The sequence below is a fragment of the Levilactobacillus fujinensis genome, from assembly GCF_003946335.1.
GTDB classification, from domain to species: domain Bacteria; phylum Bacillota; class Bacilli; order Lactobacillales; family Lactobacillaceae; genus Levilactobacillus; species Levilactobacillus fujinensis.
This window is the reverse complement of the sequence record NZ_RHNX01000004.1, coordinates 78,095-104,238: the sequence shown is the minus strand read 5'-3', so window position 1 is coordinate 104,238 and position 26,144 is coordinate 78,095. Positions and strand designations below refer to the sequence as shown.

Below are 26,144 nucleotides of genomic sequence, written 5' to 3'. Positions count from 1 at the left end.
CTTACATTGTGTATAGCCGAAGAGGCTAGTTTGGTCGCTGCATGATAGGGTGGCGGACTGGTCGTCTTGGTAACTGAGTCTGTGACTGAGGTCGTCCGTTGTTAGCATAGTTTAGACACGGCGGACGAATTACGGGCAGGTGCTCAGGAAACAATCTATTTTGAATTAAGGAGCAATCATTGTGGCAAAGAATGCGACGGAACAACGCAGCGAGCCTGATTCCCGAATCGACTGGGGAATCATCTTCTGTGTCCTGATGTTAGCGCTGATTGGGCTAGCATCAATTTACGTGGCGGCAACCCATGACAGTAGTGCGACGAGTATTACGTCTGCCGTAGTTTCTCAAATAATGTGGTACGTCATTGGGACGGTCGCCATCGTGATTATTATGCAATTTGATTCAGAGCAACTGTGGAAGGTAGCACCAGTGCTTTACTGGTTGGGCATCTTCCTGTTGGTATCTGTGTTGGTGCTCTATAGTCGGCCATACTACCAAAATACGGGGGCGAAAAGTTGGTTTGCCATTGGTTCACTGACTTTTCAGCCGTCAGAAGTCATGAAACCTGCCTTCATCTTGATGTTGGCTCGGGTCGTAACGGAACACAATAATGCCAATCCACTTCACCTGGTGCGAACGGACTGGGCATTGATTGGGAAATTAATTCTGTGGACGGTACCGATTGCTGTTTTGCTGAAACTGCAAAATGATTTCGGGACCATGCTGGTGTTCTTTGCCATCGTTGGTGGCGTTATTCTGGTTTCGGGAATCACCTGGAAAATTATTGCGCCGGCGTTCGGTACCGTTGCCGTCGTGGGTGGTGGCGCATTGACCTTGGTCACGACTGACTGGGGCCGTAAAATTTTGGAGCGGGTCGGATTCCAGGCTTACCAATTCTCGCGTGTCGATAACTGGCTGCATCCGTCATCCGATACATCAAATTCCGGGTATCAACTCTGGCAAAGTATGAAGGCGGTTGGTTCAGGTGGTATCTTTGGGACGGGGTTCAACGTGTCTCACGTTTACGTCCCAGTCCGTGAATCCGATATGATCTTTTCCGTAGTGGGAGAAAACTTTGGTTTTATTGGGGGCTGTATCCTGATCTTCCTATACTTCCTCCTGATCTATCAAATGATTCGCGTGACGTTTGATACAAAAAACGTGTTTTACGCCTACATTTCAACCGGCGTTATCATGATGATTCTTTTCCACGTGTTTGAAAATATTGGAATGAGTATTGGACTCTTGCCATTAACGGGGATTCCGTTGCCGTTTGTTAGTCAAGGGGGATCTGCATTGATTGGGAACCTGATAGGGATTGGCTTAATCATGTCAATGCGGTATCATTATAAGAGTTACATGTTTAGTCGTAACGAATCGTTTAAGTAGAAGGAGACTGTTTGCACATGAGTGAAATGGTAAAGTATTTCTGGACTAAAGCTGTTAGCGATGGTACGCGAATTGGTTTAACGACCGAGGGCCAAGATGAACTTGGGACGATTAAGTTTGCAAAACTACCAGCAGTTGGTGACGACGTGAAGAAGGGTGAAAACCTGTTGAGCGTTGAAGCTGACAAAGCGGTTTCTGACATTCCTAGTCCTGTTTCTGGTAAGATTGCGGCCGTTAATCCAGCATTAGCCAACGGTTTCGATGCTTTAAACGGTAGCGATGTAGATGCTGCATGGTTCGTTGACGTCCAAGAAGACTAATCACGAATTGAAGCATGGCGTTGTCCTTACGGGGATGACGCTTTTTTAGCACCATGAATTCGCTAAGTCTGATTGGCCAGGACTGCACCTGCTGTGCTGGCTGGCTAATTTCAATCACGAAGTCAATGGCTTTAAATACATTTTTGTTAGTTACAATTTTGCTAATTGGGTTGTACAACTAAGGCAACGGAAGCGAAGTTGAGATTATCTGAAGGTTGAAAGTCAAAATAGTTACCTTACACTTGTGACCGTAGGAATTGTCACCGCTAAATTAATGGTACTGGTCGCACTCCGGTTGTTAGAAATTTCGCTTGCTGTGGGGGAATACCTCCAGCCAAAGGATAGGTTTCCGGTTCGCCTGAAAGCCGGAAGAACACTGACTAACATCGTCGACATGGCTGGACGACATTGCCTAATTTTAGTCTTCGTATCGTTGTGATAACAGTCATAATGAGTATTTTGAAACTTTCAACCTCAGATCATATCCTTAATCGGTTGAAACGATAATTGTAGTAGATACTTAGGGTTTTTATCGTTGGTCGGGTATAATGAGAATAGTAGCAGTTAGTGGAGCTTCTTCAGTAAGGACGGTTAACTAGCTGTTTGATGGTTTGTTAGAGCCATCTAAATGGCATCTGGAAATTCGTAAGTGTTGGTTCCGCTGGTTAAAACAGCTGCTATTGGTCTGGAAAATGGGTGAATGCGTTTTAGGTAGGAATGAACGAGGTGTCTGAGGTTTTGTCTCGCAGTCGAAGCGCGGGCCAGCTTTCGCTTCGCTATTGTTTAGATAATACATACTATTGACTGGGAATTTTAGTGGTCAGCCAACCAGCGGTTTTTAAATTTAGGGGAATGGAGCGAGTGACATGGAAGAAAAAAATGTTTTTCATATCAACGGGTATCTGGGGTTAGTCATAGTTTTGGCATTAATTATCGGGGGTGGCTTTTTACTTGCGACCGGTACGATGATCGTGTTGGGTGGCCTGATCATTGTCGTGGCCGTTTTAGCTGCCAGTAGTCTGACCATTATCAGCCCTAATCAGTCTAAAGTGTTGACGTTTTTTGGCCGTTATATTGGGACGATTCGTGAGGCGGGTCTTTACTTGACGGTACCGCTGACGAATAAGTCGACGGTGTCACTGCGAGTTCGTAATTTTAACAGTGCAATTTTAAAGGTCAACGATCTTCAAGGAAACCCCGTCGAAATTGCGGCAGTCATCGTCTTCAAGGTGGTTGATACCAGTAAGGCGTTATTCTCAGTTGAAGATTACGAACAGTTCGTGGAGATTCAAAGCGAATCTGCCATTCGACATGTGGCTTCCGAATACGCTTATGACAACTTTGGTGATGGCAAGGAGTTAACGCTGCGAAGCAATCCAACCGATGTGTCGAATCGGTTGACCGAGGAGCTGCAGGAACGATTGAATGTGGCTGGTGTTGAAATCATTGAAACACGACTGACACATTTGGCCTATGCCACCGAAATTGCTTCGGCCATGTTGCAACGACAACAGTCGCAAGCTATCCTCTCTGCCCGGAAGATTATCGTCGAGGGGGCCGTTTCCATTACGGAAGGGGCCATCGACCGGTTGGGTGCCGAAACGGATTTGAAATTAACGGATAACCAAAAACTACAATTGATCAATAACATGATGGTTTCAATAATTAATGAACGGGGTTCGCAACCGGTGATCAACACGGGAAAGATCGAATCGTAATTAAATGATGGAGGGTTTTTGATGGATGAGCAGATAGGTGCGGTCATGCAGCAACTTGCGACGCTAAATGAACAGGTCAGAAGCGGTGAGGTCTACCAATCTTTAGGCACACGGCTGGGCAAAGTAATGGACGGCATTCACCGGCAACGACGGACGCCCGTCACACTCCCAGACGACAATGATGGGGTGAAGGACATTCTGACCGAGCTGACACGTCAACTAGGCGAAAACGTTCCTGTGACTTTGTCGCGGGAAAAGCTAGGCGTTTTGATCGATCACTTATCTTCAACTGACCCTCAGATTCGCTACAATGGCATCAATTTTTCCGTGTATGATGCCTTGCAGCAAGATGCGTTTGACTCTGCACAGATGAAGTACTTATTCGAGCGTTTAACGCAACAGGAGGACCTGTTTGATCATATTCTCGAACCGGCTAATGCGGCTGTCTTTGGCCGTTCTGCACGGTTGGCATTACTTGCGGTCCTGCTTCACTTTATGGATCCCATCAATTCACGTGACGTGGATTTGCGGCCAATCGTACTTCTCACAGCGACCTATATTTGCTTGGAGACGGATACGCGGGGATTTGTGAATCATCAGGGTTGGGCACACGCCTACACGGCCATTACGGACCTGTTAGCCGTCCTGGCTGGAAACAGCGACCTACCACGAGCCGACAAACTATTTCTATTGGTGACACTGATGGAACGCCTGAAGCGACTGACCACGCCCTTAATTTATGGTGAAAATGACCGCATGGCGACTTACTTAGTTGAATTAGCCAATCGACACCCACTGTACGAGACGACCTTCTTGATGACGCTGAAACAGTGGCGTCAGCAAGTGGCCTATAAGCGGCGGCCTGATACTATCGCCGGGTGGAATCAGTTTTTTAATCGTAAACGATTGGTGGATGCGTTACGTTTACACCAAGATTTGCCAGTGAAGCTCCGTGAATACTTGAACTCAACTATCGATTTTTTAGGCTGATTTTATTCTCAATTTTTAGGAGAAATGGTATACTGAAGGCTAACCGAAATATATACGATAGGATGAGTGACAACATGGAAACGAAAAGCAAGTTACACGTAGGTCTATTATTCGGTGGTAATTCCTCGGAGCATGATGTGTCTAAGCGTTCTGCCCACAACATCTACGATGCAATGGATAAAGCCAACTATGAGGTCAGTTTGTTTTTACTGACGCGAGATGGCTTTGTACTAAGTGACGCAGCTTCACGACGCGTTTTCGATGGCGAAGATGAAGCTACCGTTGCGACTGAGGAAAAGACCAAGGTAGACTCTTCCAACCCATTGGCACCCATTTGGAATTTATCTCAGGCAAAGGACATCGATGTTTTCTTCCCAATTATTCATGGTAACTTGGGTGAAGACGGTACGATCCAGGGGCTTTTCCGCTTATTGAAAAAGCCTTATGTGGGGAGTGGCGTCTTGGCATCGGCTGTGTCCTTTGATAAGGATATGACGAAGCAGGTTTTGACGGCTCATGGCATTCGCAACACGAAATACGTGGTGTTAACGCCGGATAACCGCGACGCATTTGATTACGCCACGGTTCAAGCTAAATTAGGCGATAACGTCTTCATCAAGCCCGCAAACCAAGGATCTTCGGTTGGGATTCACAAAGCAGGTAACGCCCAAGAGTATAACGAGGGGATTGCTGATGCTTTCCGGTACGATTACAAGGTGCTGGTTGAACAAACAATCGACGGTCCTGAGGAAGTCGAAATTTCCATTTTGGGTAACGAACATCAGGAAGCCTCTAAGTTGGGTGCTATCCGGGTACCAAAGTCAGATGTCTTCTACGACTACAATAATAAGTTTGTCGATGCTAGTGGCGTGACCTTTGAGGTACCCGTCGAATTGCCCGAAGACCTGACACAAGAGATTACGCAAATGGGTCTCCAAACCTACGCGGCGTTGGGCCTTAAGGGCATGGCTCGTATCGATTACTTAGTCTCCAAGGATGGGGTGCCATACGTGGGTGAGGTCAACACTTTACCTGGGTTCACCAACATCAGCTTGTATCCACAACTGTGGCAAGCAACGGGGATTAGCTATGCCGACCTGATTGACCGCCTGATTCAGCTCGCTTTAGACGAGTTCAAGGTGCAAGATCAACTGGCCTACGACTTTATTCCACTGAGCGACAACTCGGCGGCCTCAACGTATAAGCCAAAGAACTAACAGAAACAACAAGTCGGCTGGGAGCGGAAACGTTCTGGTCGGCTTTTTTTGATGGGAGGGATTTTATGCGTGAAGAATGGCGGCAGCTGCGGCAGAGTTGGCGACGTGGGCTAACATCGCCAGGCTTATTGCGGGGATGGGGGCTACTGATCCTAGAGTTCAATGGCTTACGGTTGTTAGCGACACGGCCGGGATGGTCCGTTGCACTCGTGATGGTCTTGGTGGCAACATTAGTGACCAGTGCTGTGCAACTTACCCAGTTAGCATTGACTCTAGCCAACGTACCGGTTAGTGATCGCCGTGTCAGTTATCGTTTAGTCACACAGCACTGGATGACATGGTGCGGTGTCCTAGTTGCCGTGGTCATTTTAACGGTGCCGTGGGGGTTATGGGGATTAAGCAGTCGGTTGCTGGTACGTCTTCCAGTGCCCACCGGTTGGGTCAACTTTGTCGGTCTCAACCGGCGGCCGGTCTTAGTCGTTGCGGCGGTCATTTATTTTCTAATTGCCGGAGTCGTCCTGTTACGTGGACCGCATTACTTTCGGCGACTTACACCGCAATTAACGCAGCCGGGGTCAGTTTGGCAAATGCTTACGGGTCTAGTGATGGGCGGCGGGTTGACCCTGCTGTGGTTGACCGCTAGTGAGCTGTTGGTGGGCGCTAACGTCTGGGTCGGTCATCTGGGCAAGATGAATCACTTAGCGGTTGCTAGTGGGTCCCTGTGGCTGATTCTAATGGGCTTTACCTTGGTGGCCATCTTGACGGTGATTACAATCATCTGGAGCTGGACAGGGCAGCAACCGCAGCGGGCCAGATATTATCGCCGGCCACTTTGGCGACTGGTTGTCATGACCAGTATTGTCGGTTTAGCCGTCGTCGGCCAGACTGTGACGCAGACGCCGCAGTTTACGACCACTGCTCTGATCAGTCACCGGGGCGTCGATCATCATCAGGCCGTGCAGAATTCGATAACGGCGCTGCGGTTGATTCATCGGCAACGCCCGACTTACGTGGAAATGGACCTGCACGAGACGAAGGATCATCAATGGGTGGTCTTACATGATGAAAATCTGCAGGTGCTTGCGAAGAAACGGGTCACACCGCATCAATTGACCTTACATCAATTGCAGCGACTCACATTACGTGAGGATGGGCATCAAGCAAAATTAGCGGGATGGCCAGCCTATCTACGGACAGCCGAACGGTTGCATCAGCGCTTACTAGTCGAAATCAAAACGACGCCACAAGATTCACGGGGAATGACTCGGCGATTCGCCCAACAATACGGTCAGCGGTTAGTCCATGATCACTCGTCAGTGCATTCATTGGACTATCGAGTCGTCCGGCAATTGCGAGAAGCGGTGCCAGGGTTAAGCGTGGGATATATCACGCCATTCAATTGGGTGGCACCTAATGCGGTACCAGCTGATTTTTATTCTTTTCAACGGATATCAATGAGCCAACAATTTTTGGCGGCCGCTCATAGTACGGGGGCGCCGGCCTACGTGTGGACGCCAGACTCACATGCAGCGATGACTCGGGTCTGGGCATTAGGGGCCGATGGTCAGATTACCAATGAGTTAACGCGGTTACGAGCGGTGACCCAGCAGAATCCGGCGGCTAATTGGTGGGCAGTCATTCAGAACTTTATTTTGAGCTACATTTAAAACTGTGAGAGTGGGACGGAGGGCGATTAGCTGGCGAGCATTAAGGTTGATAACCGAATAATCCTGGGCTTTGATTATTTGATTATCAGCTAAAGGTTGAAAGCCAAAATGTTCATGTTACTCTTGCGACAGTAGGCATTATCACGGCTAAATTAGCGAAAACAGCCGCACTCCGGCTGCCAGCGATTCCGCTTGCTGTGGGGAACGCTTCCAGCCAAAGGACGGGCTTCCAGCTCGCCTGAAAGTCGCCAAAATCAGGCGTCTCCCAGGTCGTCCCACGTTTCAGCAATATAAATTCGGAGATACCAAAGGAGTCCAGGGTTTTGATCCAGGCTCGCAAGGAAAGAAGAATTCGGTCCCAAATGAAGTGGAAATTTATGGCAGGTACTGAATAGATTAATGACGAATATTATGTTCCATTAATAAATTTATATACGGTAGGAGACCGCTAATATAAATTTATTTATTTTAAAATGATAAAATGGTATAGACAGATTAGAGTTCCTTCATAAACTAGTTTATTGCTTGTAATTCCTTATAAATCGCTTATTATAATAATTAATGATGAAGCGACCGGACGGTTATAATCATCATCAGGGGAAGATTACCGGTAAATCGTGTGACGGGTCGGGGAACGGTTACTGGTGATTGCTTAGACAAATGTTCGGTTTTTATCATAAATTGGTAAGTTGCCCAGCATCACGATTCGTGAGGGAGAGATGAGATGCGTTTACTAGGGAATAAGATCAAACAATACCGTAAGCAAAAGAATTTATCGCAACAGGAGCTCGCCGAAGGAATCTGTACGCAAGCGACTGTTAGTCTGATGGAGAAGAAAAATAAGGTGCCTAGTATCAAGATCATTTTACAGATCTGTCGGCGGTTGAACGTGTCACTAGGAGATATTTTGTCTGGTCTGGGAAGCAGCATGGATGATCAGTTCGAGGCTATTTCTCAGGCAATTCGGCACGATGATTACCCAACTGCGGGAGAGTTATTGACCAAAATCAATATGACTAATGTGCAGAACTCGTTTGACCGGGAACGGTATCACTACTATCGGGGATTTATTGAGTTGAATACGCACAACCGGCCGGATGAAGCTATTTTCCATTTTAATTTATTATTACACCGGTCATACCGGATGCCATGGGATCTGTACGCAATTGTGGGGAATGTGGGGATGGCTTCAGCTTACGTTGCGCGTAAGGAGTTCGATAAGGCCCACTATTATTTGAACGAGGCAGCCGGGTACTTGGACGATTTCGAATGGCACGACGAGGCTAATTTTAAACGGTTAGTCTGGGCGCGTTACCAGATTGCACTGATGTATTTGGAATTGGACCAACCGCAACTTGTCATTGACAATGTTGAAGCAGCATTGATCGCTGTGAAGCAGCAAGCGTCCTTGTATCTGATCGATGTGTTGTACGAGGTACGGGGACAGGCCGAGCAAGCCTTGTTGGCGACAGTTGCTGCCAAACGAAGCTTGACGATTGCCAAGACGTTAGCTTTAGTGACGCACAATGTGGCCCTACAGGAGCGGCTGATGACGTCGCCACTAGGTGCAGTGGCCGATTAAAGTTGAATAAATAAGGAAACCAGTCGAATTAACCTATTTCGGCTGGTTTTTATTTACAAATCAAAAAACACCGCTACCAAATTTGGTGGCGGTGTTGCTGTTTCAAAATGACTTAGCCTTCTGGTTTCGTAACCTTGGCTGGTTGGTTGTTCAAATCAGTCCGAACAACGATAACGTCGCAGACAGCTGTCCGGGTCACGTATTCAGTCACAGAACCGATGAGGAGCCGTTCAACGGCATTCAGTCCAGTAGCACCGATCATAATCAGGTCGGTGTCGTTATCCCGGGGAACGTCGCGAGCAATAATGGTTTTAGGCGCCCCGTATTCAATCGCGTAGTCAATGCTTTGCAGGCCATCAGCCTTTGCATCGGCAACGTACTTGTCGAGTGTCTTCTTTGCTGTTTCCGTGACTTGTTCAACCATGCTGGTATCGAAGCTAGAAATGTTTTGGAAAGCCCGCGTATCAACAACGTGAACGAGATGTAAATCAGCATCGTTACGTTTAGCCACAGCGACCGCCTTCTTAAAAGCTAATTCGGCTTCGTAGGATCCGTCAACTGGAACTAAAATGTGCTTGTATTGTTGTAACATATTGTTCACCTCTCATTACTTTATACTCTTATCATACGTTATTTACCGCGAAATAAAAAGCAAAATGGTAAAAAAGGTACTGAAAGTTGTAACCGGTTACCCCTTAGGAAACCAGTGCAATAAGATGAGTTGGATTGCCATGATGGCGATAACCCCAACGAGTAAAACGGCGGCCAGAAAAATTGTATTATTCATAATAGTGGCGGCAGCCGAGAACACGCCGATGATCATCATCAGAATTCCACCGATAGACAAAACCCGTTGCAACTCACGGCTTTCTTCGGGATGGAAGACGAGAAAGGGACGTTGACGATGACTGAAAAAGTACCAGCCAAGGCCAAAGGAAATCAGGGTGTAGCAAATCATTAAAATCGTTATGGCCAAGAGAGGATTCCTCCTTAAATTATCTATTGCTTAGTATACCCGAGTCCAAGCCTAAAAGCAGTAGGCTGTTGAAATTAGTGTAGATAGAAACGCCTGCTTTTTAAAGGGCAGGAATCTAGCTAGGTTGTGCCACGATGTCAGCCCAAGGGCACCAACACATTGTCGACACGGCTAGCTGGCTTCATGCATCAATCGGAGCCAGAGTGTAGCTATTTTTAGCAGGTCTCATAGCACCAAAGGGCACCTAAGAAAGATTAATGGGCAAAAGAAAAAGGCCATTCAATGGAATGGCCTTCAAAGCACAAGGCTTTGGTTGATCTAAGTGGTGCCGTTAATTGTCCAGTCATGTTGACCCGCGATGACAATGCAGGGGGGAGCGTCTGATAAAGTTTTTGACTTCCAAGTGAAAAGGCATGTCAGCTACGATATCGTTAGGCGTTCCCGTTTAAGAATTACTTGTTCGGCAACTTGTAGTGAGACAACGCGTACACCTTAGAACCACTTGTATATTATCATATAAATAATAAAAATACAATTTTTCCATTACCGGTTGGCTTGCCGGAGTCGGCGGTATTGTTCGGCCAGCTGGGCTTCGAAACGACCATTGGTTTTGGGCTGGTAATATTCGGCGCGTTTGAGGTCATCGGGCAGGTACTGTTGCTTGACCCAATCGCCTGGGAAGTCATGGGGATACTGATAATCAGTACCATGACCGAGCTTTTTAGCACCGCTGTAGTGGGCATCTTTTAAGCGGTCCGGCACGGCACCGTTATGGCCATTCATGACATCAGCCAAGGCGGCGTCCATTGCTAGAATCCCGGAGTTGGACTTCGGTGATAAGCACAGCTCAATGACGGCATCGGCTAATGGAATTCGGCCCTCAGGTAACCCTAATTGTTGGGCGGCCTGAACGGCTTGAACCGTTCGGCCAGCAGCTGGTAAATTGGCCATGCCCACGTCCTCGTAGGCAATCACCATGAGCCGCCGGCAAATTGAGGGGAGGTCGCCAGCGGCAACTAGTTGTGCTAGGTAGTGGAGAGCGGCATCGGTATCACTGCCTCGAATCGACTTTTGAAAAGCGGAGATCACGTCGTAGTGGGCGTCCCCATTCTTATCACCCATCAAGGCCTTACGTTGAAAACAGGCTTCAGCTATCTTCAGTGTAACGTGAATTTCACCATCTTCGGCAGGGGGTGTGGACTGCGCGGCCAATTCTAGACCATTCAGAGCACTCCGCAAATCACCGTTGGTGGCACCGGCCATGAAGCCCAGTGCGTCATCATCGACGGTTAGATTCAGTTTACCGAGTCCCCGTTCGTCGTCCGCCATGGCCCGTTGCAAGGCAGTCTTGATAGCATCCAATGAGAGCGGATGTACCTCAAAAATCTGTGTCCGGCTTCGAATGGCAGGATTAATGTTGATGTAGGGGTTTTCGGTCGTTGCACCGATTAGGATGATACGACCACTTTCCAAATGGGGTAGCAAGAAGTCTTGCTTGGTTTTGTCCAATCGATGAATTTCATCGAGCAGGAGAATGACGGTGCCACTCATTTTAGCTTCTTCAGCGACAACTTGGAGATCTTTTTTGGTATCAGTTGCAGCGTTTAATTTACGAAAGGCGTACTTGGTGGAACCAGCGATGGCACTGGCAATACTGGTTTTACCGGTGCCCGGCGGTCCGTAGAGAATCATGGACGAAAGCAATTTAGCTGCCACCATACGGGCAATGATTTTCCCGGGGCCGACGAGGTCTTGCTGACCAACGACTTCTTCTAGGCGACGGGGCCGCATGCGGTAGGCTAACGGATGTTGTGCCAAAAAGGGGGACTCCTTTCTTAATGCCCCAACAGTTTGTCGAGCCAACCCTTTTTAGCGGGTTGCTCGGGAGTTGTTGGTGACTTGGGGGGATACTTCCTACTGAGGGCGATGGGACTCTGATCGATAGCGTGGTCACTAGCCACAACTAGACCAAGGTCGCTACCGTTGACGCCATAAATGGTATCTTGACGAATGGTGAATTTCAGGTTGTGTTGACTCGCCAACTTGAGATACGGTGCGAGGTCGGCTTGGTCAACGTGACCATTTAGGATGACCTGATAGTTTGGGTGGGCACTGATTTCCGTGATAAATGGATCCAAATTATCACGGTCTGTGACTTCGGCGATGGTCATTGCTAGTGAGACGCGTTCACGAAACGTCCCCAAGTAGTGGCGCTGTTCATCGGGATTGATTTTCGGTGTGCCGTAGACGGAATTTTGTAAATGTTGTTCCATTTGACTCTTCTCTGCCATGGGATTCCCTCTTTTCAAGTTGGTTTTACTAGTATAACATGGAATTGAACAGACGATTAGGAAGGGGGCTTTGGATGTATCAGGACCAAGATTTTCACGTATGGGACGACCAGACATTGCCAGGACGATTGGGGAAAATTCGGGCGCAGATCGATCCAAAATTTGCACAAACGGTCACGGAACTAGCACCAGTTTTCGCGACGCTTGCTCTGCCGATTTACGACCATGTTTCGTTGCATCGGCGCCGTTCGAAGAATCCACCACCGGATACCTGGGTTGCATTTAGCACATCCAAACGGGGGTACAAAATGTTGCCGCACATCGAGGTTGGCTTTTGGGATGACCGGTTCTTTATTTGGTTAGCTGTCTTACAGGAGGCTAAGGACCGGCAAGCCTTGTTGAGTAGTTTAAAGGAAGATACGGTCATGCAGTTGCCAGTGGGATTTGCGTGCGGCGGTGACCATACAGATAAGAACTGTGGGGTACCCTTGACGCGGGAAAACTATCAGGCGTTGATGGTGACACAGACAAACCGGCACGCTGAATGGCAGGTTGGCCGCAACTTTATGCGGGGCAGCGACTTCTTTACGCTGCCGGCCATCGAACAGACGCGGGTGATTCAAGACACCGTGCGGTCCCTGTTACCGCTGTATGATCAGTTGATTCGGATTTAGTGTTGCTAGGAAAGTTTGGTGGTTAGTTTTCAGGCTTTTGGGGAGGCTAGTAGTTGATTGCAATTGCTGCGTGACATGTGTAGGCTGAAACGTAACTGGGGTCGAAGGGGGATTTTTAGTGATTGAGATACTGAAACGATGGTGGCAAAACCCGCTAACAACGTATTACTTGGCGTTGGTCATACTGATCATCATTGCGTGGGAGGTGCGCGATTTTCTGTCGTTAGCACTCTTTACGATTATATTTATTTATCTGGGGAATGCGGCCATTATGGGTATCGAGCGACACGTGCACCTGCATCATTTGTGGTCGACGTTATTGGTCTATGTCCTGTTCCTGGGTATTCTGGTAGCGGCATTTGGTCAGATTATTCCACCGCTAGTGTCGGAGGCATCTAGCTTACCGCACACGTTAGACGCGTTGATCAAGGCCTACCCACAATTGGAGACGTCCGTGACCAAGTTAGTGAAGAACCTGTCGCAAAATGCGTCGGTCATCAGCAATGGTAAGATGCTATTCTCCAGTGGTATCGGCAAGCTGTCACGTTTAAGCTCGGGTGTGGAAACAATTATTTTGGCCTTCTTCTTCAGCTTTATTTTTAACCTGACGAAGAATCAGTTGAAGACGTTTGCCCACGCCTTTACGCGGAGTCGGTTTGCCGGTCTGTTCGTGCCAATGGGACAACTGATTTTAAAATTTGTTCACATCTTCGGAACGGTTATTGAGACACAGCTGGTGATTTGTACGATCAATACCTTGCTGATGGTTTTAGGGCTGTGGGCAATTGGCATGCCAAGTTTACTGATATTAGGAATTCTAGTCTTCTTCCTAGGTTTGATTCCGGTTGCTGGGGTGTTAATTTCGCTGATTCCACTCACCGTCGTGGCCTTTATCACGGGTGGGCTGATTCGGGTCTTGGCTGTGTTGGTACTGGTTATTTTGATTCACATGTTCGAATCGTACTTCTTACATCCGCGGTTAATGGCAAACGCAACGAACCTGCCGATTTTTGTGACCTTTATTACGTTGATCGTCAGCGAGCGTATCTTTGGCGCCTGGGGATTACTGGTTGGGGTACCCCTGGTAGCATTTTTCTTAGATGTCTTTGACGTGCAACTGAAGCCGAAACGGATTACATCAGAAGAACTGGCAGATAAAAAGTAGTCCAAAAAAATAAGCTCAGCACCCCAAGTGAGTCGGGGAATGCTAAGCTTATTTTGTCGGAGCTAGTGAACGAGTAACTTGGCAATTATAAAAATAATCAGTAGGCCAGCATAATAAGCCAACGTTTTATTAGTAACCTTAGGTGTTTTGCTGTGCCGGTCGCGTAACCACAGAATAAAAACGATGAGCAGGGCAATAACGGCCAGACCGAGTAGAATGTTTAGAATGAATGAAACACTCATGACAATATTTAGGATAGGCATAATGAAGCCTCCAGTATGTATTTCTGTTGACCACGTAGCTGTCAGCAGATTGTAAGCCTAATCTACAAGTCGTAAAATTGAATCTTCTACATCCTATCATAGGTTGACGAGTTTAGAAAAGTGCGCAATGATTTGTGAACCATTTTTAAAGTCGTGCGTTTCTATAATTCACGGTGACATCCGATAAATCTCCCACAAAATGGGGATAATCAGTCTAACTTCACGGCAAATAAAAAAGCCATGCCAGTAGGCAAGGCTTTTTTCAAACCAATTAAGACCTTAATCTTAACGGTTGTAGTATTCAACGATAAGAGAATCGTCGAGTTCTGCATCTAATTCTTCACGTTGTGGTAAGCGGGTAAGGGAACCTTCCAGCTTGTCAGCGTCGAATTGGACGTATTGTGGACGACCAACAACGGCTTCAACAGCGCCCTTGATGATGGTCATGTCCTTGGACTTTTCACGAACTGAGACAACTTGGCCAACTTCGACTTCGTATGAAGGGATGTCAACACGCTTGCCATCAACAGTGATATGACCATGGTTAACCAATTGACGAGCTTGACGACGAGTCGTTGCCAAACCTAAACGGTAAACCACGTTGTCCAGACGACGTTCGAGTAAGATCATGAAGTTAGTACCATGGGTACCTTCCTTGATCTTGCCGGCACGCTTGAACAAGTTGTAGAATTGACGTTCAGTCATGCCGTAAGTGAACCGGAGCTTTTGCTTTTCACGCAATTGCGTACCGTATTCAGAAAGCTTCTTTTGACGACCTTGACCATGATCACCAGGTGCATAAGGACGACGGTTTAATTCTTTACCAGTGCCGGAAAGGGATACCCCTAAACGACGGGAAATACGCCAGCTTGGGCCAGTGTAACGAGACATAGATAGTTCCTCCAATAAAATATTATTTGGAGTAAAATAAGCTGTATATAAGTTTAGTATTCGTGCAGATTGCTTTGCAGGTTTCACCGTATGCAGCCGCAGGTTACTTCCTGAACCAATTGAACGGCAACAATCTGTTGACGAGCTTACCACTTATCGCTGCATTATTTTACACAAACACCAGTATAACCAGAATAGCTAGTCTTTGTCAATGTGTTTTAACAAAACGCGGGCAAATTCCTCAAGAACAGCTTGGTCAGCGGTCGAGAAACGGTCCTTACTGGGGGAGTCAATGTCCATGACACCAAACTTGCCAGTTGCTGTGGTCAGGGGGACAACGACTTCCGCGTTACTAGCCGAGTCACACGCAATATGACCAGCAAACTGATGGACATCTGCTACACGTTGGGTCTCTTGTGTGGCTAAGGCTGTCCCGCACACACCACGATTGTTTTCAATGTGCATGCAGGCGACGTTGCCTTGGAAGGGTCCCAAGATCAGATCGTCAGTTTCTGGCTGGTACAAATAAAAGCCGGTCCAGTTGACATCGTCTAGGGTTTGTTTCAAAAGTGCTGAGGCATTAGACAGGTTTGCAATGGTGTTGGTTTCTTCATGCAAAAGCGCGTCAAGTTGCTCAGTGATTAAAGGGTTAATTGAGTCACTCATTTAAAAAGACCTCCTGTGGATGATTTTGGTAATTGCATATAGGAAAAAAGGTTAAGGTAATCGTGAAAACCTAGTGAAGCGTAGGCGTGAGTTATGCTATAATCGAAATTAGATTAAATTGTAAAATGAACCGAGTTATTTTGCAACTCGTTAAACGTTTAAAAGCGGATGAAGGATGGGGTCAAAATGTTAGGTGTTCTAATCGGAGTCGTCGTATTGGCGGTTATCGTCTACGTCGGTGTACTCGTTTACCAGCAACGAATACGACAACAGGTGGCGGCGTTAACCGCAAAAAAGGAAACCATGGTGGCAATTCCACTAGCTGACGAGGTTGATCTCGTTGGCCAGTTAAGTCTGACTGGACAGTCGTTGGCGCAATACCAACAGTTGCAGGCGGACTTTACTGACATTACCGAGAACCGATTTACCCGAATCGATCAGCAGCTGGCGAAGTTGACCGAAGATTCGCGGGGGCTAAATCTGGTGGGCCTTCGTCGTGACCTCACTAAGGTTGCTGAGTTGGTTAACCAAACGGACGAACTCGTTCAATCTGTCCAAGCAAAATTGGCGGCTTTACAAGAAGTCGACAAGCAGCATCGGCAAGCTGTTCGTGACCTGGAACAAAAGTATCAGGATTTACGGAAGACGTTACTTGCGAAAAACTTTGCGTTTGGTCCCAGCATTGATGGTCTCGAAGAACGGCTCAGTCAACTAGAAGATAATTTTGACACGTTTACGCGATTGACCCAATCGGGAGACCACGAGCGGGCTGCTGATGTATTGACGCAATTACAGGACGATACGGCAGACCTTGAAGACCTCATCAAGGCCATCCCACCACTGTATAAAGATTTGACCGTCGTTTACCCTGACCAGGTGAAGGAATTAAAGGGTGGCTATCAACAATTGACGGCCGATCATTATCAATTTGGCGATGAAAATATTTCGGAACTGATTCAACAGGTTGCTGACCACATCAGTGAAAACTTAGAAACCCTGAGTAAGCTACGACCGGATGATGCCAAAGTCGTTAATGACCGCATTTCAGGCCAGATTGATCAGCTCTATGATTTAATGCAAACGGAAATTGATGCCAAGGACCCAGTCGAAGCTAATTTGGACGGCGTTGCCAAGTTTATCGCCCACGCCCAAAATCAAAGCCACACGCTGCTTAATGAGTTGGACCGGTTGAGCCAAAACTACACGTTGGACCATCAAGAATTGGAAACGGCACGTGAACTTAACGAACAGTTGCGGACCATCGATGGCATTTATCAGCGTGATGTGCAAGATTTGACGGGGAAGACAGCTACCTATTCACATGTCTTGGAACATCAAAAACAACAAGAAAAAGATTTGAAGCAAATTGAAGAGCAGCAAGCACAGATTTTAAATAGCGTAGCTGGTTTGGCCGATGAAGAGCGGCAAGCCCGCGACACCTTACAACAATTCGACTTTAATCTACATAGTTTACGGCGCCAGGTGGAGAATTTAAATCTTCCTGGAATTCCTCAGGATTACTTGGATTATTTCTTCGTTGTTCGGGATGAAGTGGCACAGTTAGCGACTGATATGGATCAGCCACAGATCGACATGGAACGCATCACCAAGCAATTGTTGATCATCCAAACGGATCTGGACACCCTACAGGAAAAGACGGATGACTTGATCGATAGCGCACAGTTAGCGGAACAACTTCTACAATACGCTAACCGCTACCAGACGAGTCACGAAAACGTCGCCGAAGCCAGCAAGAAGGCCGCCGAGCTGTTTGAAAAGGACCACCAATACGCACAAGCTTTGGAAACTATCGCTACGGTATTAGATGACGTGGAACCTGGCTCGTACAAACGCTTGGAAGACGCCTATTACCAACGTAAGGGAACGGCTAAACCTAAGCGGGGCGCAGAATAAGTTGATTTTAAAATGAACAGGGGCGTTACGGCAGGATGACTATGAGCGGATAGTCTAATTGGCGTGGCGCTTCTTTTGATTAACAGGTTGTGTGATTTGACTGCTTATCAAACTGGGGTGTTATACGTCTGATGGCCGATTTGGGGCTGCCATTGTAGGGGTCTTATTCAACGTGAATTAAATGGCTTCGTGAATCTGTGGGTAACGCCTAATTTTGGTTCTTATTGGGGGCGGCCTCTAAACATGCTGGCTCAATTGTCATAGGGCTTCAACGTAAACCGGACAGCGGGTAAATCGCCAGCTTGTCCGACCAAGCACACCTAATATTTCGGAATTAGAATTCATCAGAAAGCCATGAGATTTAGGCCGCACCACTTGTGGTTCGTAAGGTTTGTGTTTATAATGAAAAAGAATTTCTATCGGAGTCGAACCAATAGAAAAGAGATAAGAGGGTTCTGAATGATTTATTTTGATAACAGTGCAACGACTAAGGCAGCACCCGAAGTCGTTGATACTTATGCAAAGGTTAGCGCAAACTATTGGGGTAATCCTTCAAGCTTACATAAGTTTGGGGAACAAGCTTTTAACCTGCTTGAACAATCCCGGCAACAGATTGCTGATCTGTTAGGCGTCAAACTCAGTGAAATCCTGTTCACCAGTGGTGGTACCGAGGGCGATAACTGGGCCATCAAGGGAACAGCGATGGCGAAACGAGAATTTGGGAACCACTTGATTACGACTGAGGTCGAACATCCAGCGGTTCATAATTCCATGGAACAGCTCAAGCAGTTGGGGTTTGAAGTCACTTATTTACCAGTTGATGAGAATGGACGAGTTTCCGCAGAAGATTTGCGGGCCGCCATTAAACCATCGACGATTTTGGTGTCCACGATGGCCGTGAACAACGAAATTGGGGCCGTGCAGCCACTTGATGAGATTGCAGCGGTCCTACGTGACTTTCCTCGGATTCATTGGCACATCGATGCTGTTCAAGGAATCGGGAAGGGTTTGGCTGACAAGATCTTTAACGACCGAGTCGACTTTGTTACCTTTTCTGGTCATAAATTTCACGCACCACGCGGTATCGGTTTCATGTACAAACGGCAGGGCCGGAAGTTGGCACCGTTAATGGCCGGTGGGGGGCAGGAACGTAATCTGCGCTCTGGAACCGAAAATTTACCGGCTATCGCTGCCATGGCGAAGGCTTTGCGCCTGTTACTTGATAATGAGGCAGCTAAGGTCAAACAGCAACGCGAGATTCGGTTAGCCATTCTGCATCACGTTGAAAAGTTCCCGAACGTGACAATTTTTTCCAAGGATTTACCCGTTTTCGCACCGCACATTCTGTGCTTTGCCATCGCTGGTGTCCGGGGCGAAACCATCGTTCATGCTTTTGAGGAACACGATATTTACATCTCAACAACCAGTGCTTGCTCTTCTAAGAAGCATGTAGAATCTAGCACGTTACAGGCCATGAAGATCGATGATGGTATTGCCACGAGTGCGGTGCGAATCTCACTAGATGAACACAACACCATGGCGGAAGCCGAAGAATTCAACCGCGTGTTTGACGACTTGTACACACAATTTGCAAAATTAAACTAAGCTCAACTACAAAACGAAAGGGGTCGCGCAATGGAATACAGCGAAATTATGGTCCGTTACGGCGAACTGTCGACGAAGGGAAAGAACAAAAAAGACTTCATCAAGCAGTTGGGCCAAAACGTCCGCAAGGCGCTCAGTACCTTTGAGGGTATTGAAGTCAAGGCACAACACGACCGCCTACACGTTACTTTAAACGGGGCGGATTCAGAGGCCGTTATGAAACGTTTGAAGGGTGTTTTTGGTATCGAAAACTTTTCGCCATCGGTCAAGGTGGATAAGGATATCGACGCCATCAAGAAAACGGCCGTGGCCATGGTTAAGGAAGCCTTCAAACCAGGTATGACCTTTAAAATCAATACGCGACGTCAAGATAAAGAATTCGCGTACGACACTTATCAGATGAACGAAATTCTGGGGAGCACGCTACTCGAAAATATTCCCGAATTGACCGTTAAAATGAAGCACCCTGATCTGGAATTACGGGTCGAAGTGCGGATGAACGGGGTCTTCTTATCCGGCGAAACCGTCCAAGGTGCCGGTGGATTGCCTGTGGGTACTGGCGGTAAGGCCGTGATGATGCTTTCTGGTGGGATTGACTCACCGGTTGCGTCCTACTACGCTTTACGGCGGGGCGTTAAGATTGACATGGTCCACTTCTTTAGTCCACCCTACACGTCCGAACAAGCCTTGGCTAAAGCAAAGGAATTAACGGCACGGTTGGCAGGGTACTCTGGTGGTATCCAATTCATCCAGGTACCGTTCACTAAGATTCAGGAAACTATCAAGGAAAAAGTTCCCGAGGGTTACCTGATGACGGTGCAACGTCGGTTGATGTTACGGTTGACGGCAGCGATTGCTGAGAAGCGTCACGCCAAAGGGATCTTCAACGGAGAATCTTTGGGCCAAGTGGCATCACAAACGTTGGAAAGCATGGCTGCCATTAATGATGTTACGTCCATGCCGATTTTGCGGCCATTGTTGTCGATGGATAAGACGGAAATCATTAAGGTTGCCAAAAATATCGACACCTATGACCTGTCGATTTTGCCATACGAAGATTGCTGCACGATTTTCACGCCACCGGCACCCAAGACGCATCCCGACTTGGAAAAGTCACGGAAGTATGAAGGCTACATTGACGTTGAGGGGCTGATGCAGGAAGCACTCGACGGGATTACTATCACGGAGATCCGGCCAGGGGACAACTACCTGAACCAAAATGAAGATGTATTTGCGGAACTATTGTAAACAGAGAATGTGCAAGGCGTATTGAGCAGGTTTAAACGTAACCTGTTTCCCTCTGGGCACATGGGCCATCTAGCCCAATCAAAGACGTAGAAAAGAGCTGTGCAAAATTTGCACAGCTCTTTTGTATACCGAAATTTAGTTAACTGCGTGACGGCTACGACCACCAGTGATGATAGTTTTAGCATCGTTCAGCGCGATTTCGAGACCGTTCTTAACGGCTAACTTGGTGAAAAAGGCCACGTGAGGTGTAATGACCACATTTGACATGGCATTTAGTTCTTGGAAGTCTTTCGGTGTCTCGGCGTATGGTTTCTTGAGACGGAAGAAGCCGACTTCATTAGCCAACGTATCCAGACCGGCACCAGCAATTTCTTTGGCTTTGAGGGCGTCAATCAATGCTTGCGTATCAATCAATTCGCCACGGGCCATGTTGATCAGAATCGCGTTGGCTTTCATTTTTTTCAAGGCGGCCGCGTCGATAATGTTCTTGGTCGATGGTAAGAGTGGCGTGTGCAGCGAGATAATATCGGCTTCCTTTAAGATTGTTTCTAAGTCGGTGTAGGTCGTGTAGGGTTCTAAGGCCGCATCGTAGAAGGGGTCGTAGGTCAAGACCTTAGCCCCCAATGCGCTATAAATTTGTGCGGTGGCCCCGCCAATGTGACCGGCGCCAATCAGGCCGACCGTGCAGTTGAAGATTTCGGTACTGATGGTGGACCCATCCCAAGCGAAGTTGCCGGCGGCCATGCGTTCTTGATAGACGCCGATGTGACGCAGCAGGTACATCGCTTGTGTCACGCCCATTTCCGCAATGGCGCGGGGGGAGTAGGAGGCCACGTTCGTCAGTGTGATCCCGTGTTTGCTGGCGGCCACGAGGTCTTGGTTGTCGACACCGACTTGACGAATGGCTAGCTGTTTAATGCCAAATTTTTCAAAGGTTGCATAGGCCCCTTCAGTGACGGGCGTGATTCCTTTAGAGGAGACACCGTTATATCCCTTCGCTAATTCAGCGTTGTCAGCACTGAGTTCTGAACTAGTGGTGCCAACTTCGACGTGGTTTGCTTTGCCCCACGCTTGTGCATAGGGTTCTTCGACGGATAAGACGCCGTAACAAAAGATTTTCAATCTGAAAGCCTCCAATTATATTTTTAAACCGCTTTCTTTAATTGAACTACAGAGAGGGTGGGGAGTGCAAGCCGAAAGGTGGCTTTCGGTGGAATTTATTTTGGACATAGCTGTCGGCCAAACTAATAACGCAATTGAATATCGCCATCTTGTTGTGTGTGACAATTATATTTCGTTTGGTGGAATTGTTCTAGCTATTTACGTGAGTCAGTGGGGATTGTTTAAATGGCTCGAGAAACGCTAAAAAACATGTGGAAATAAGAAATCAAAAAATGCGAATCCGGCAACTGTCGAATGCGCACTTTTTGTTTAGGATAGTAGTCAGCTTTATTGACGTCGCAGACTTACAGGAGTTTATCCAGCGTTTGCCCAAAGCCGATAATGCTCTCCTTGACGTTATCCCAGCCACGAACTCTTAAGCGTGACGTTGGACCGGAAACACTGGCGGCAGCGACCACTTTACCGTCTTGATAGAGGGGAACGGCCATGCAGGTTAGACCGTACTCGTATTCTTCATTATCATAGGCCAGCTGGTCTTTTTTAGCTGCCGCAATTTCCACCTTTAATTTATCCGGATCGACAATCGTATTGATTGTTCGCTCGTCAAGTTCTTCCTGGGCTAGATAGGTATCTAAATCAGTCGGTGAGAATTCACTTAGAAATATCTTGCCAAGACTACTGCAGTAGAGCGGAGCAACTGGGAATAGGTTGACTTGAAGCCGGAACTTATCTCCTTGTTCAGAATGTAGGTAAAGGACCTGATCCTTGTAGAGGACACCGAGGTTAATGTCTTCCTTGGTTTGCTTAACAAAGTCTTTCATGAACGGAATTGCCGTTTGCACGAGTAGATTTTGGTGTTCCACACTCTTGGCATAGGGAATTAAGCGGGGACCGATTTTATATTGTTGATTTGCATTTTTGTCCACCGCGTTAACTGCTTCTAGGGTAGTTAGTAAGCGGAAAACCGTAGTCTTAGGCAATTTGGTCAGGTGTGTTAAGTCACTTACCCCAATTGAGGTATCGGCGGCGTTAATCGCATCTAAAATGTCAAAGACATGAATAACTGTTTTGTTTAATTTAGTTTCGTCAGCCATGAGGTAGTCATCTCCTTAAAGCTTAATCAAGAAAAGTACACGATGAGGTGTACTTTTTCTTACGCTACCTAAATGATAGCGACATTGTCTTCAATTAACAACCATCTTCTGTGGAGCGGCGGCTTTTAGTTAACCGTGTTGTGGCTACGGTCACCGTTGATGATGGTCTTCGCGTCATTCAGTGCGATTTCCATACTGTTCTTGATGGCTAGCTTGGTGAAGAAGGCCACATGTGGCGTCACCAAGACATTGGGCATTTGAGTGAGTATTTGATAGTCACTTGGCGTCTCTTGACAGTCCTTCTGTAGACCGAAGAAGTCGATTTCATCGGCTAAAGTGTCTAGACCAGCGCCGGCAATCTGCTTGTTCTTGAGCGCCGTGATTAAAGCACCTGTGTCAACAAGTTCACCACGGGCCATGTTAATAAGAATGCTGTTAGGCTTCATTTTCTGAAAGGCAGTAGCAGCAATCATATTCTTTGTTGACGGGAGCAGGGGAGTATGTAGCGAAATAATATCCGCTTCTCTTAACACAGTGTCTAAGTCGGCATAGGTCGTGTAAGGTTCCAGTGCCGCATCATAGAAGGGATCATAGGTTAAGACCTTAGCACCGAGGGCGCTGTAAATTTGTGCAGTGGCACTACCAATATGACCAGCGCCGACCAAGCCGACTGTACAATTGAAAATTTCCGTACTGATTGTTGATTCGTCCCAAGCAAAGTTACCAGCGGCCATGCGTTGTTGGTAGATGCCAATTTTTCGCAGGAGATACATCGCTTGCGTGACGCCCATCTCGGCAATGGCACGTGGTGAGTAGGAAGCCACGTTGGTTAAGGTGATTCCATGTTTCTTAGCAGCAGCGAGGTCTTGATTATCCACGCCGACTTGTCGGATGGCTAACTGCTTGATGCCGAATCTTTCAAAGGTAGCGTAGACACTTTCGTCGACTGGCGTGATACCTTCTGAAGATACGCCGTCGAATCCTTCAGCCAGAGTAGCATTGTCCTTGCTGAGTTCATCACTGATCATTTCGACGTCAACATTATTTTCTTTGGCCCAAGCCGTAATGTAAGGCTTTTCTACGGGGAGCACAGCGTAACAGAATAATTTCATTTTTAATTCCTCCAAAGTTATTTGCTCAAGTCCACTTTCCAATCGTTTTCGTTGTATACCTTAGGAAGCTTCTTGAAGATAAAGTAAACGACTAGGGAATAGATGATTGGCAGAATGAAGTAGATTAGTGCTAGGACGATGACGTTATAAATTACTGATCCCTGCATATAAGTAAATGAGTTGATTGGACCAACGGGTTGACCAAACCCGGCATAAGCAGAACCGGCTTTAATGTTTAAGAAGGAATCCGTAAATCCTGTCAAGGCACCAACCACGGCGATAGGCAGTAGCATCCGGGGATGTTTAACGAAGTTAGCGAGCATCATCTTGACACCGCCCCAGAACATAGCGAATGAAACGCCTTTACCGTTCATTTTATAGGTCGCAACGGCAACCATCATGAAACAGGCGGTTGCACCAACGGATGCGGCACCGCCGGCGATGCCATTTATCCCAATAGCATAAGCTAGTCCAACGGTGGAAAGCGGCGTGGCAATGATGATGGCAAAAGACATGGCGATTAGTGTGCAGAGCAGAATTGGTTGGAGATTGGTGAATGAATTGAGAATGCTACCGACACCCATTGAGATCATGTGAACGTAAGTGTAGGACCACATCCCAAAGCCGCCGATGATTGAACCACAGAGGATAGGTTCTAAAATAATTGAGAAGCTCCCGACGTAATTTCTTACTAGGAAAATAGCAACAATGGCTAAAGCAATAATGAGAATGGTATTAATCAGGTCGCCCATGCCCACGAGCGTCCAAGTCCCTTTTGAATAAACAACGGCCCCGCTTCCGGCGATAGCTGCCAGAGCGACACTGGCTTTTTCAATCATCGTAAAGCCAAATTGATCTGCGGCTAATGCGGCAGCAGCAACCGGAACAATGTAGGTTCCCATGTTGGTTGCGGTATTGATGGTTGCCCAGAAACTACTGTTTTGAGCTAGACCGCTAATGAATGGTGCGATGATGGCACCTGGCGTAACGGCAACAACGATTGCCATAGCAACTCCAGAGAGCAACTTGTTCCAAAACTCACCCATTTTATATTGTCGTAGTTCTTTCATAATTTGAACGCCTCGCTTAATTTAATTTCAGAAATGGAACAGTGTTCCATTTCTGTTTTCGAGATAAATACTAAGCTCTTGTGATTGTTTTTGCAAGAACTTTTTGTGTAGAGGTGAACATTTTGATGGGGCACTATATGTAAGACTAAAATATTAAAAATAATTGTCGATGTTCTTGCGAAGAAATTATGGCAGCTGATTGTCCAGTAGTAGCTAGACTTTTGAGACAAAGACGCTCTTTGTGACGTGTTTATGGCGTTCTATTCACAGCATTTCAGCTAAAGAAGGTTCCCCAATAATTATGATGACTTTTGGAATAGCAATCCCGAAACTGAAATTAGGTAACGTAGACCGGTCTTCACCTTACCAGTCGGCAGATATGAGCTGGAAAATAGTGTGAACGGTAGTCCCTCTAATTGCTTGCCTATTACTTTTTTAGTATTTTCTATCAAAAAGCTTGTCTTTCACCCGCCGAATGCGCGATAATTGAAGCAATTAATCGGTGAAGAACCGATAAATATCTCGAAGGGGTTGATCTGCGTGGAAGTTACACGACTCGGCGATACATTCTCTCTTTCCGGCGACTTGCCAGAAGTAGGGGATCAGTTACCAAAGTTTAAGGTGTTTGATCAGAACAATGTCAAAGTTAAAACTGCTAATTTAATTGGTAAGGTGACTTTGATTAGTGTTGTTCCGGACCTCGATACGCCCGTTTGCACGATTCAGACGCGGAAGTTTACTCAGCAGGCAGACCATTATCCAGATGCTAGATTCTGTACAGTTTCAAACAATTCGATTGCAGAACAAACTGGTTGGTGTGCCGCTCAGGGTGTGGAAAATGTTGACCTGTTATCCGATGAAGAATTATCATTTGGGTACGAGATGGGCCTATACGTTCCTAACCTGGGCAACCTGGCGCGTTCTATCTGGATCATTGATGACACTGGTAAGATCGTTTATCGGCAAATCGTCAAGGAACAATCGAGTGAACCAGATTACTTGGCTGCCATTAACGCCCTCGAAAAGTTAGTCCCACGTGTTGACCTTTAGGCTAAAATTGAGTACACTATGTGAAAGTGGCGTTGAACAAGTGAGTAGTGTTAGTTAAACCGCATAGAGAGCCGGAATTGCTGGAAACCGGTGGGTAGACTAACGTGAAAGTAGCTTGCGAG

24 protein-coding genes, 1 other RNA gene and 1 other annotated feature (1 of these 26 cut by a window edge) are annotated in these 26,144 nt (G+C 47.0%); of the genes, 13 read left to right on the top strand and 12 right to left on the bottom strand.

What is annotated here, in order from left to right; genetic code table 11:
• Nucleotides 1-181 precede the first annotated feature (181 nt).
• The 7 genes from EKM89_RS02680 (at nt 182) to EKM89_RS02645 (ending at nt 8,881) form a co-directional block, all read left to right on the top strand.
• Nucleotides 182-1,387: an FtsW/RodA/SpoVE family cell cycle protein gene (locus tag EKM89_RS02680; protein WP_125685621.1), complete on the top strand. Its 1,206-nt coding sequence runs from the start codon at nt 182-184 to the stop codon at nt 1,385-1,387.
• 17 nt (nt 1,388-1,404) lie between these two features.
• Nucleotides 1,405-1,707: a glycine cleavage system protein H gene (locus EKM89_RS02675; protein WP_125685620.1), complete on the top strand. Its 303-nt coding sequence runs from the start codon at nt 1,405-1,407 to the stop codon at nt 1,705-1,707.
• Between the two features lie 866 nt (nt 1,708-2,573).
• On the top strand, nt 2,574-3,425 hold the full coding sequence (locus EKM89_RS02665; protein WP_125685618.1) for an SPFH domain-containing protein: 852 nt from the start codon (nt 2,574-2,576) through the stop codon (nt 3,423-3,425).
• 21 nt (nt 3,426-3,446) lie between these two features.
• Entirely contained in the window at nt 3,447-4,415 is a 969-nt protein-coding gene (locus EKM89_RS02660) for a DUF2785 domain-containing protein (protein WP_125685617.1), read from the top strand.
• A gap of 74 nt (nt 4,416-4,489) precedes the next feature.
• Complete coding sequence (locus EKM89_RS02655) at nt 4,490-5,632, top strand: D-alanine--D-alanine ligase family protein (RefSeq protein WP_125685616.1); 1,143 nt, start codon at nt 4,490-4,492, stop codon at nt 5,630-5,632.
• Between the two features lie 65 nt (nt 5,633-5,697).
• Nucleotides 5,698-7,299 carry a glycerophosphodiester phosphodiesterase gene (locus EKM89_RS02650; protein ID WP_125685615.1) on the top strand — a complete coding sequence of 534 codons (1,602 nt, stop codon included), beginning with the start codon at nt 5,698-5,700 and terminating at the stop codon, nt 7,297-7,299.
• A gap of 724 nt (nt 7,300-8,023) precedes the next feature.
• Nucleotides 8,024-8,881 (top strand): helix-turn-helix transcriptional regulator, encoded by an 858-nt coding sequence (locus EKM89_RS02645; protein WP_125685614.1) that lies wholly within the window; start codon nt 8,024-8,026, stop codon nt 8,879-8,881.
• A 112-nt stretch (nt 8,882-8,993) separates the two neighbouring features.
• On the opposite strand, the gene EKM89_RS02640 is transcribed toward EKM89_RS02645, so the two are convergent.
• From EKM89_RS02640 to EKM89_RS02625, 5 genes are all read right to left on the bottom strand, one after another.
• Nucleotides 8,994-9,473: a universal stress protein gene (locus tag EKM89_RS02640; protein WP_048732154.1), complete on the bottom strand. Its 480-nt coding sequence runs from the start codon at nt 9,471-9,473 to the stop codon at nt 8,994-8,996.
• A 96-nt stretch (nt 9,474-9,569) separates the two neighbouring features.
• Nucleotides 9,570-9,857, bottom strand: coding sequence for a hypothetical protein (locus EKM89_RS02635; protein ID WP_125685613.1), 288 nt, complete (start codon nt 9,855-9,857; stop codon nt 9,570-9,572).
• 311 nt (nt 9,858-10,168) lie between these two features.
• A non-coding RNA gene (gene ssrS, locus EKM89_RS14415) (6S RNA) lies at nt 10,169-10,359 on the bottom strand.
• Between the two features lie 41 nt (nt 10,360-10,400).
• Entirely contained in the window at nt 10,401-11,648 is a 1,248-nt protein-coding gene (locus EKM89_RS02630; RefSeq protein ID WP_125685647.1) for a replication-associated recombination protein A, read from the bottom strand.
• Between the two features lie 44 nt (nt 11,649-11,692).
• A complete protein-coding gene (locus EKM89_RS02625) occupies nt 11,693-12,148 on the bottom strand; it encodes a YueI family protein (RefSeq protein WP_125685612.1) in 456 nt (151 codons plus the stop codon).
• A gap of 74 nt (nt 12,149-12,222) precedes the next feature.
• Between EKM89_RS02625 and EKM89_RS02620 the strand changes: the two genes are divergently transcribed.
• Together EKM89_RS02620 and EKM89_RS02615 are read left to right on the top strand one after the other, a co-directional pair.
• On the top strand, nt 12,223-12,822 hold the full coding sequence (locus EKM89_RS02620) for a DUF1054 family protein (protein ID WP_125685611.1): 600 nt from the start codon (nt 12,223-12,225) through the stop codon (nt 12,820-12,822).
• A 118-nt stretch (nt 12,823-12,940) separates the two neighbouring features.
• Nucleotides 12,941-13,987 (top strand): AI-2E family transporter, encoded by a 1,047-nt coding sequence (locus tag EKM89_RS02615; protein ID WP_125685610.1) that lies wholly within the window; start codon nt 12,941-12,943, stop codon nt 13,985-13,987.
• 62 nt (nt 13,988-14,049) lie between these two features.
• Here the strand turns inward: EKM89_RS02615 and EKM89_RS02610 are convergent, their stop codons facing one another.
• The 3 genes from EKM89_RS02610 to EKM89_RS02600 all read right to left on the bottom strand — a co-directional run bounded on the left by EKM89_RS02610 (nt 14,050) and on the right by EKM89_RS02600 (nt 15,807).
• Nucleotides 14,050-14,250 (bottom strand): hypothetical protein, encoded by a 201-nt coding sequence (locus tag EKM89_RS02610; RefSeq protein ID WP_125685609.1) that lies wholly within the window; start codon nt 14,248-14,250, stop codon nt 14,050-14,052.
• Between the two features lie 285 nt (nt 14,251-14,535).
• Entirely contained in the window at nt 14,536-15,141 is a 606-nt protein-coding gene (gene rpsD, locus EKM89_RS02605; protein WP_125685608.1) for a 30S ribosomal protein S4, read from the bottom strand.
• 198 nt (nt 15,142-15,339) lie between these two features.
• The gene (locus EKM89_RS02600) at nt 15,340-15,807 is read right to left on the bottom strand and encodes a GAF domain-containing protein (protein ID WP_125685607.1); all 468 of its coding nucleotides are present in this window, start codon (nt 15,805-15,807) and stop codon (nt 15,340-15,342) included.
• A gap of 186 nt (nt 15,808-15,993) precedes the next feature.
• On the opposite strand from EKM89_RS02600, the gene ezrA reads away from it, so the two are divergent.
• The 3 genes from ezrA (at nt 15,994) to thiI (ending at nt 20,574) form a co-directional block, all read left to right on the top strand.
• A complete protein-coding gene (ezrA, locus tag EKM89_RS02595) occupies nt 15,994-17,721 on the top strand; it encodes a septation ring formation regulator EzrA (RefSeq protein WP_125685606.1) in 1,728 nt (575 codons plus the stop codon).
• Nucleotides 17,722-18,180: 459 nt separating this feature from the next.
• Nucleotides 18,181-19,326, top strand: a complete 1,146-nt coding sequence (locus EKM89_RS02590; RefSeq protein WP_125685605.1) for a cysteine desulfurase family protein — start codon at nt 18,181-18,183, stop codon at nt 19,324-19,326.
• Nucleotides 19,327-19,356: 30 nt separating this feature from the next.
• On the top strand, nt 19,357-20,574 hold the full coding sequence (gene thiI, locus EKM89_RS02585) for a tRNA uracil 4-sulfurtransferase ThiI (RefSeq protein WP_125685604.1): 1,218 nt from the start codon (nt 19,357-19,359) through the stop codon (nt 20,572-20,574).
• Nucleotides 20,575-20,709: 135 nt separating this feature from the next.
• Here thiI and EKM89_RS02580 read toward each other — a convergent pair whose 3' ends face one another.
• The 4 genes from EKM89_RS02580 to EKM89_RS02565 all read right to left on the bottom strand — a co-directional run bounded on the left by EKM89_RS02580 (nt 20,710) and on the right by EKM89_RS02565 (nt 24,972).
• Complete coding sequence (locus tag EKM89_RS02580; protein ID WP_125685603.1) at nt 20,710-21,696, bottom strand: D-2-hydroxyacid dehydrogenase; 987 nt, start codon at nt 21,694-21,696, stop codon at nt 20,710-20,712.
• A gap of 344 nt (nt 21,697-22,040) precedes the next feature.
• Entirely contained in the window at nt 22,041-22,790 is a 750-nt protein-coding gene (locus EKM89_RS02575; protein ID WP_125685602.1) for an IclR family transcriptional regulator, read from the bottom strand.
• A 125-nt stretch (nt 22,791-22,915) separates the two neighbouring features.
• Nucleotides 22,916-23,902, bottom strand: coding sequence for a D-2-hydroxyacid dehydrogenase (locus EKM89_RS02570; protein WP_125685601.1), 987 nt, complete (start codon nt 23,900-23,902; stop codon nt 22,916-22,918).
• A 17-nt stretch (nt 23,903-23,919) separates the two neighbouring features.
• A complete protein-coding gene (locus tag EKM89_RS02565) occupies nt 23,920-24,972 on the bottom strand; it encodes a PTS sugar transporter subunit IIC (RefSeq protein WP_125685600.1) in 1,053 nt (350 codons plus the stop codon).
• Nucleotides 24,973-25,512: 540 nt separating this feature from the next.
• On the opposite strand from EKM89_RS02565, the gene EKM89_RS02560 reads away from it, so the two are divergent.
• Nucleotides 25,513-26,022 (top strand): thiol peroxidase, encoded by a 510-nt coding sequence (locus EKM89_RS02560; protein ID WP_125685599.1) that lies wholly within the window; start codon nt 25,513-25,515, stop codon nt 26,020-26,022.
• A 23-nt stretch (nt 26,023-26,045) separates the two neighbouring features.
• Nucleotides 26,046-26,144: a binding site (T-box leader), on the top strand (it continues 116 nt past the right edge of the window).

Excerpts from the sequence above, each read along its gene's own strand:
- EKM89_RS02675 (WP_125685620.1), top strand. The coding sequence starts at position 1,405 with ATGAGTGAAATGGTAAAGTATTTCTGGACTAAAGCTGTTAGCGATGGT.
- EKM89_RS02665 (WP_125685618.1), top strand. The coding sequence starts at position 2,574 with ATGGAAGAAAAAAATGTTTTTCATATCAACGGGTATCTGGGGTTAGTC.
- EKM89_RS02660 (WP_125685617.1), top strand. The coding sequence starts at position 3,447 with ATGGATGAGCAGATAGGTGCGGTCATGCAGCAACTTGCGACGCTAAAT.
- EKM89_RS02655 (WP_125685616.1), top strand. The coding sequence starts at position 4,490 with ATGGAAACGAAAAGCAAGTTACACGTAGGTCTATTATTCGGTGGTAAT.
- EKM89_RS02650 (WP_125685615.1), top strand. The coding sequence starts at position 5,698 with ATGCGTGAAGAATGGCGGCAGCTGCGGCAGAGTTGGCGACGTGGGCTA.
- EKM89_RS02645 (WP_125685614.1), top strand. The coding sequence starts at position 8,024 with ATGCGTTTACTAGGGAATAAGATCAAACAATACCGTAAGCAAAAGAAT.
- EKM89_RS02640 (WP_048732154.1), bottom strand. The coding sequence starts at position 9,473 with ATGTTACAACAATACAAGCACATTTTAGTTCCAGTTGACGGATCCTAC.
- EKM89_RS02630 (WP_125685647.1), bottom strand. The coding sequence starts at position 11,648 with ATGCGGCCCCGTCGCCTAGAAGAAGTCGTTGGTCAGCAAGACCTCGTC.
- EKM89_RS02625 (WP_125685612.1), bottom strand. The coding sequence starts at position 12,148 with ATGGCAGAGAAGAGTCAAATGGAACAACATTTACAAAATTCCGTCTAC.
- EKM89_RS02620 (WP_125685611.1), top strand. The coding sequence starts at position 12,223 with ATGTATCAGGACCAAGATTTTCACGTATGGGACGACCAGACATTGCCA.
- EKM89_RS02610 (WP_125685609.1), bottom strand. The coding sequence starts at position 14,250 with ATGCCTATCCTAAATATTGTCATGAGTGTTTCATTCATTCTAAACATT.
- rpsD (WP_125685608.1), bottom strand. The coding sequence starts at position 15,141 with ATGTCTCGTTACACTGGCCCAAGCTGGCGTATTTCCCGTCGTTTAGGG.
- EKM89_RS02600 (WP_125685607.1), bottom strand. The coding sequence starts at position 15,807 with ATGAGTGACTCAATTAACCCTTTAATCACTGAGCAACTTGACGCGCTT.
- ezrA (WP_125685606.1), top strand. The coding sequence starts at position 15,994 with ATGTTAGGTGTTCTAATCGGAGTCGTCGTATTGGCGGTTATCGTCTAC.
- EKM89_RS02590 (WP_125685605.1), top strand. The coding sequence starts at position 18,181 with ATGATTTATTTTGATAACAGTGCAACGACTAAGGCAGCACCCGAAGTC.
- thiI (WP_125685604.1), top strand. The coding sequence starts at position 19,357 with ATGGAATACAGCGAAATTATGGTCCGTTACGGCGAACTGTCGACGAAG.
- EKM89_RS02575 (WP_125685602.1), bottom strand. The coding sequence starts at position 22,790 with ATGGCTGACGAAACTAAATTAAACAAAACAGTTATTCATGTCTTTGAC.
- EKM89_RS02570 (WP_125685601.1), bottom strand. The coding sequence starts at position 23,902 with ATGAAATTATTCTGTTACGCTGTGCTCCCCGTAGAAAAGCCTTACATT.
- EKM89_RS02565 (WP_125685600.1), bottom strand. The coding sequence starts at position 24,972 with ATGAAAGAACTACGACAATATAAAATGGGTGAGTTTTGGAACAAGTTG.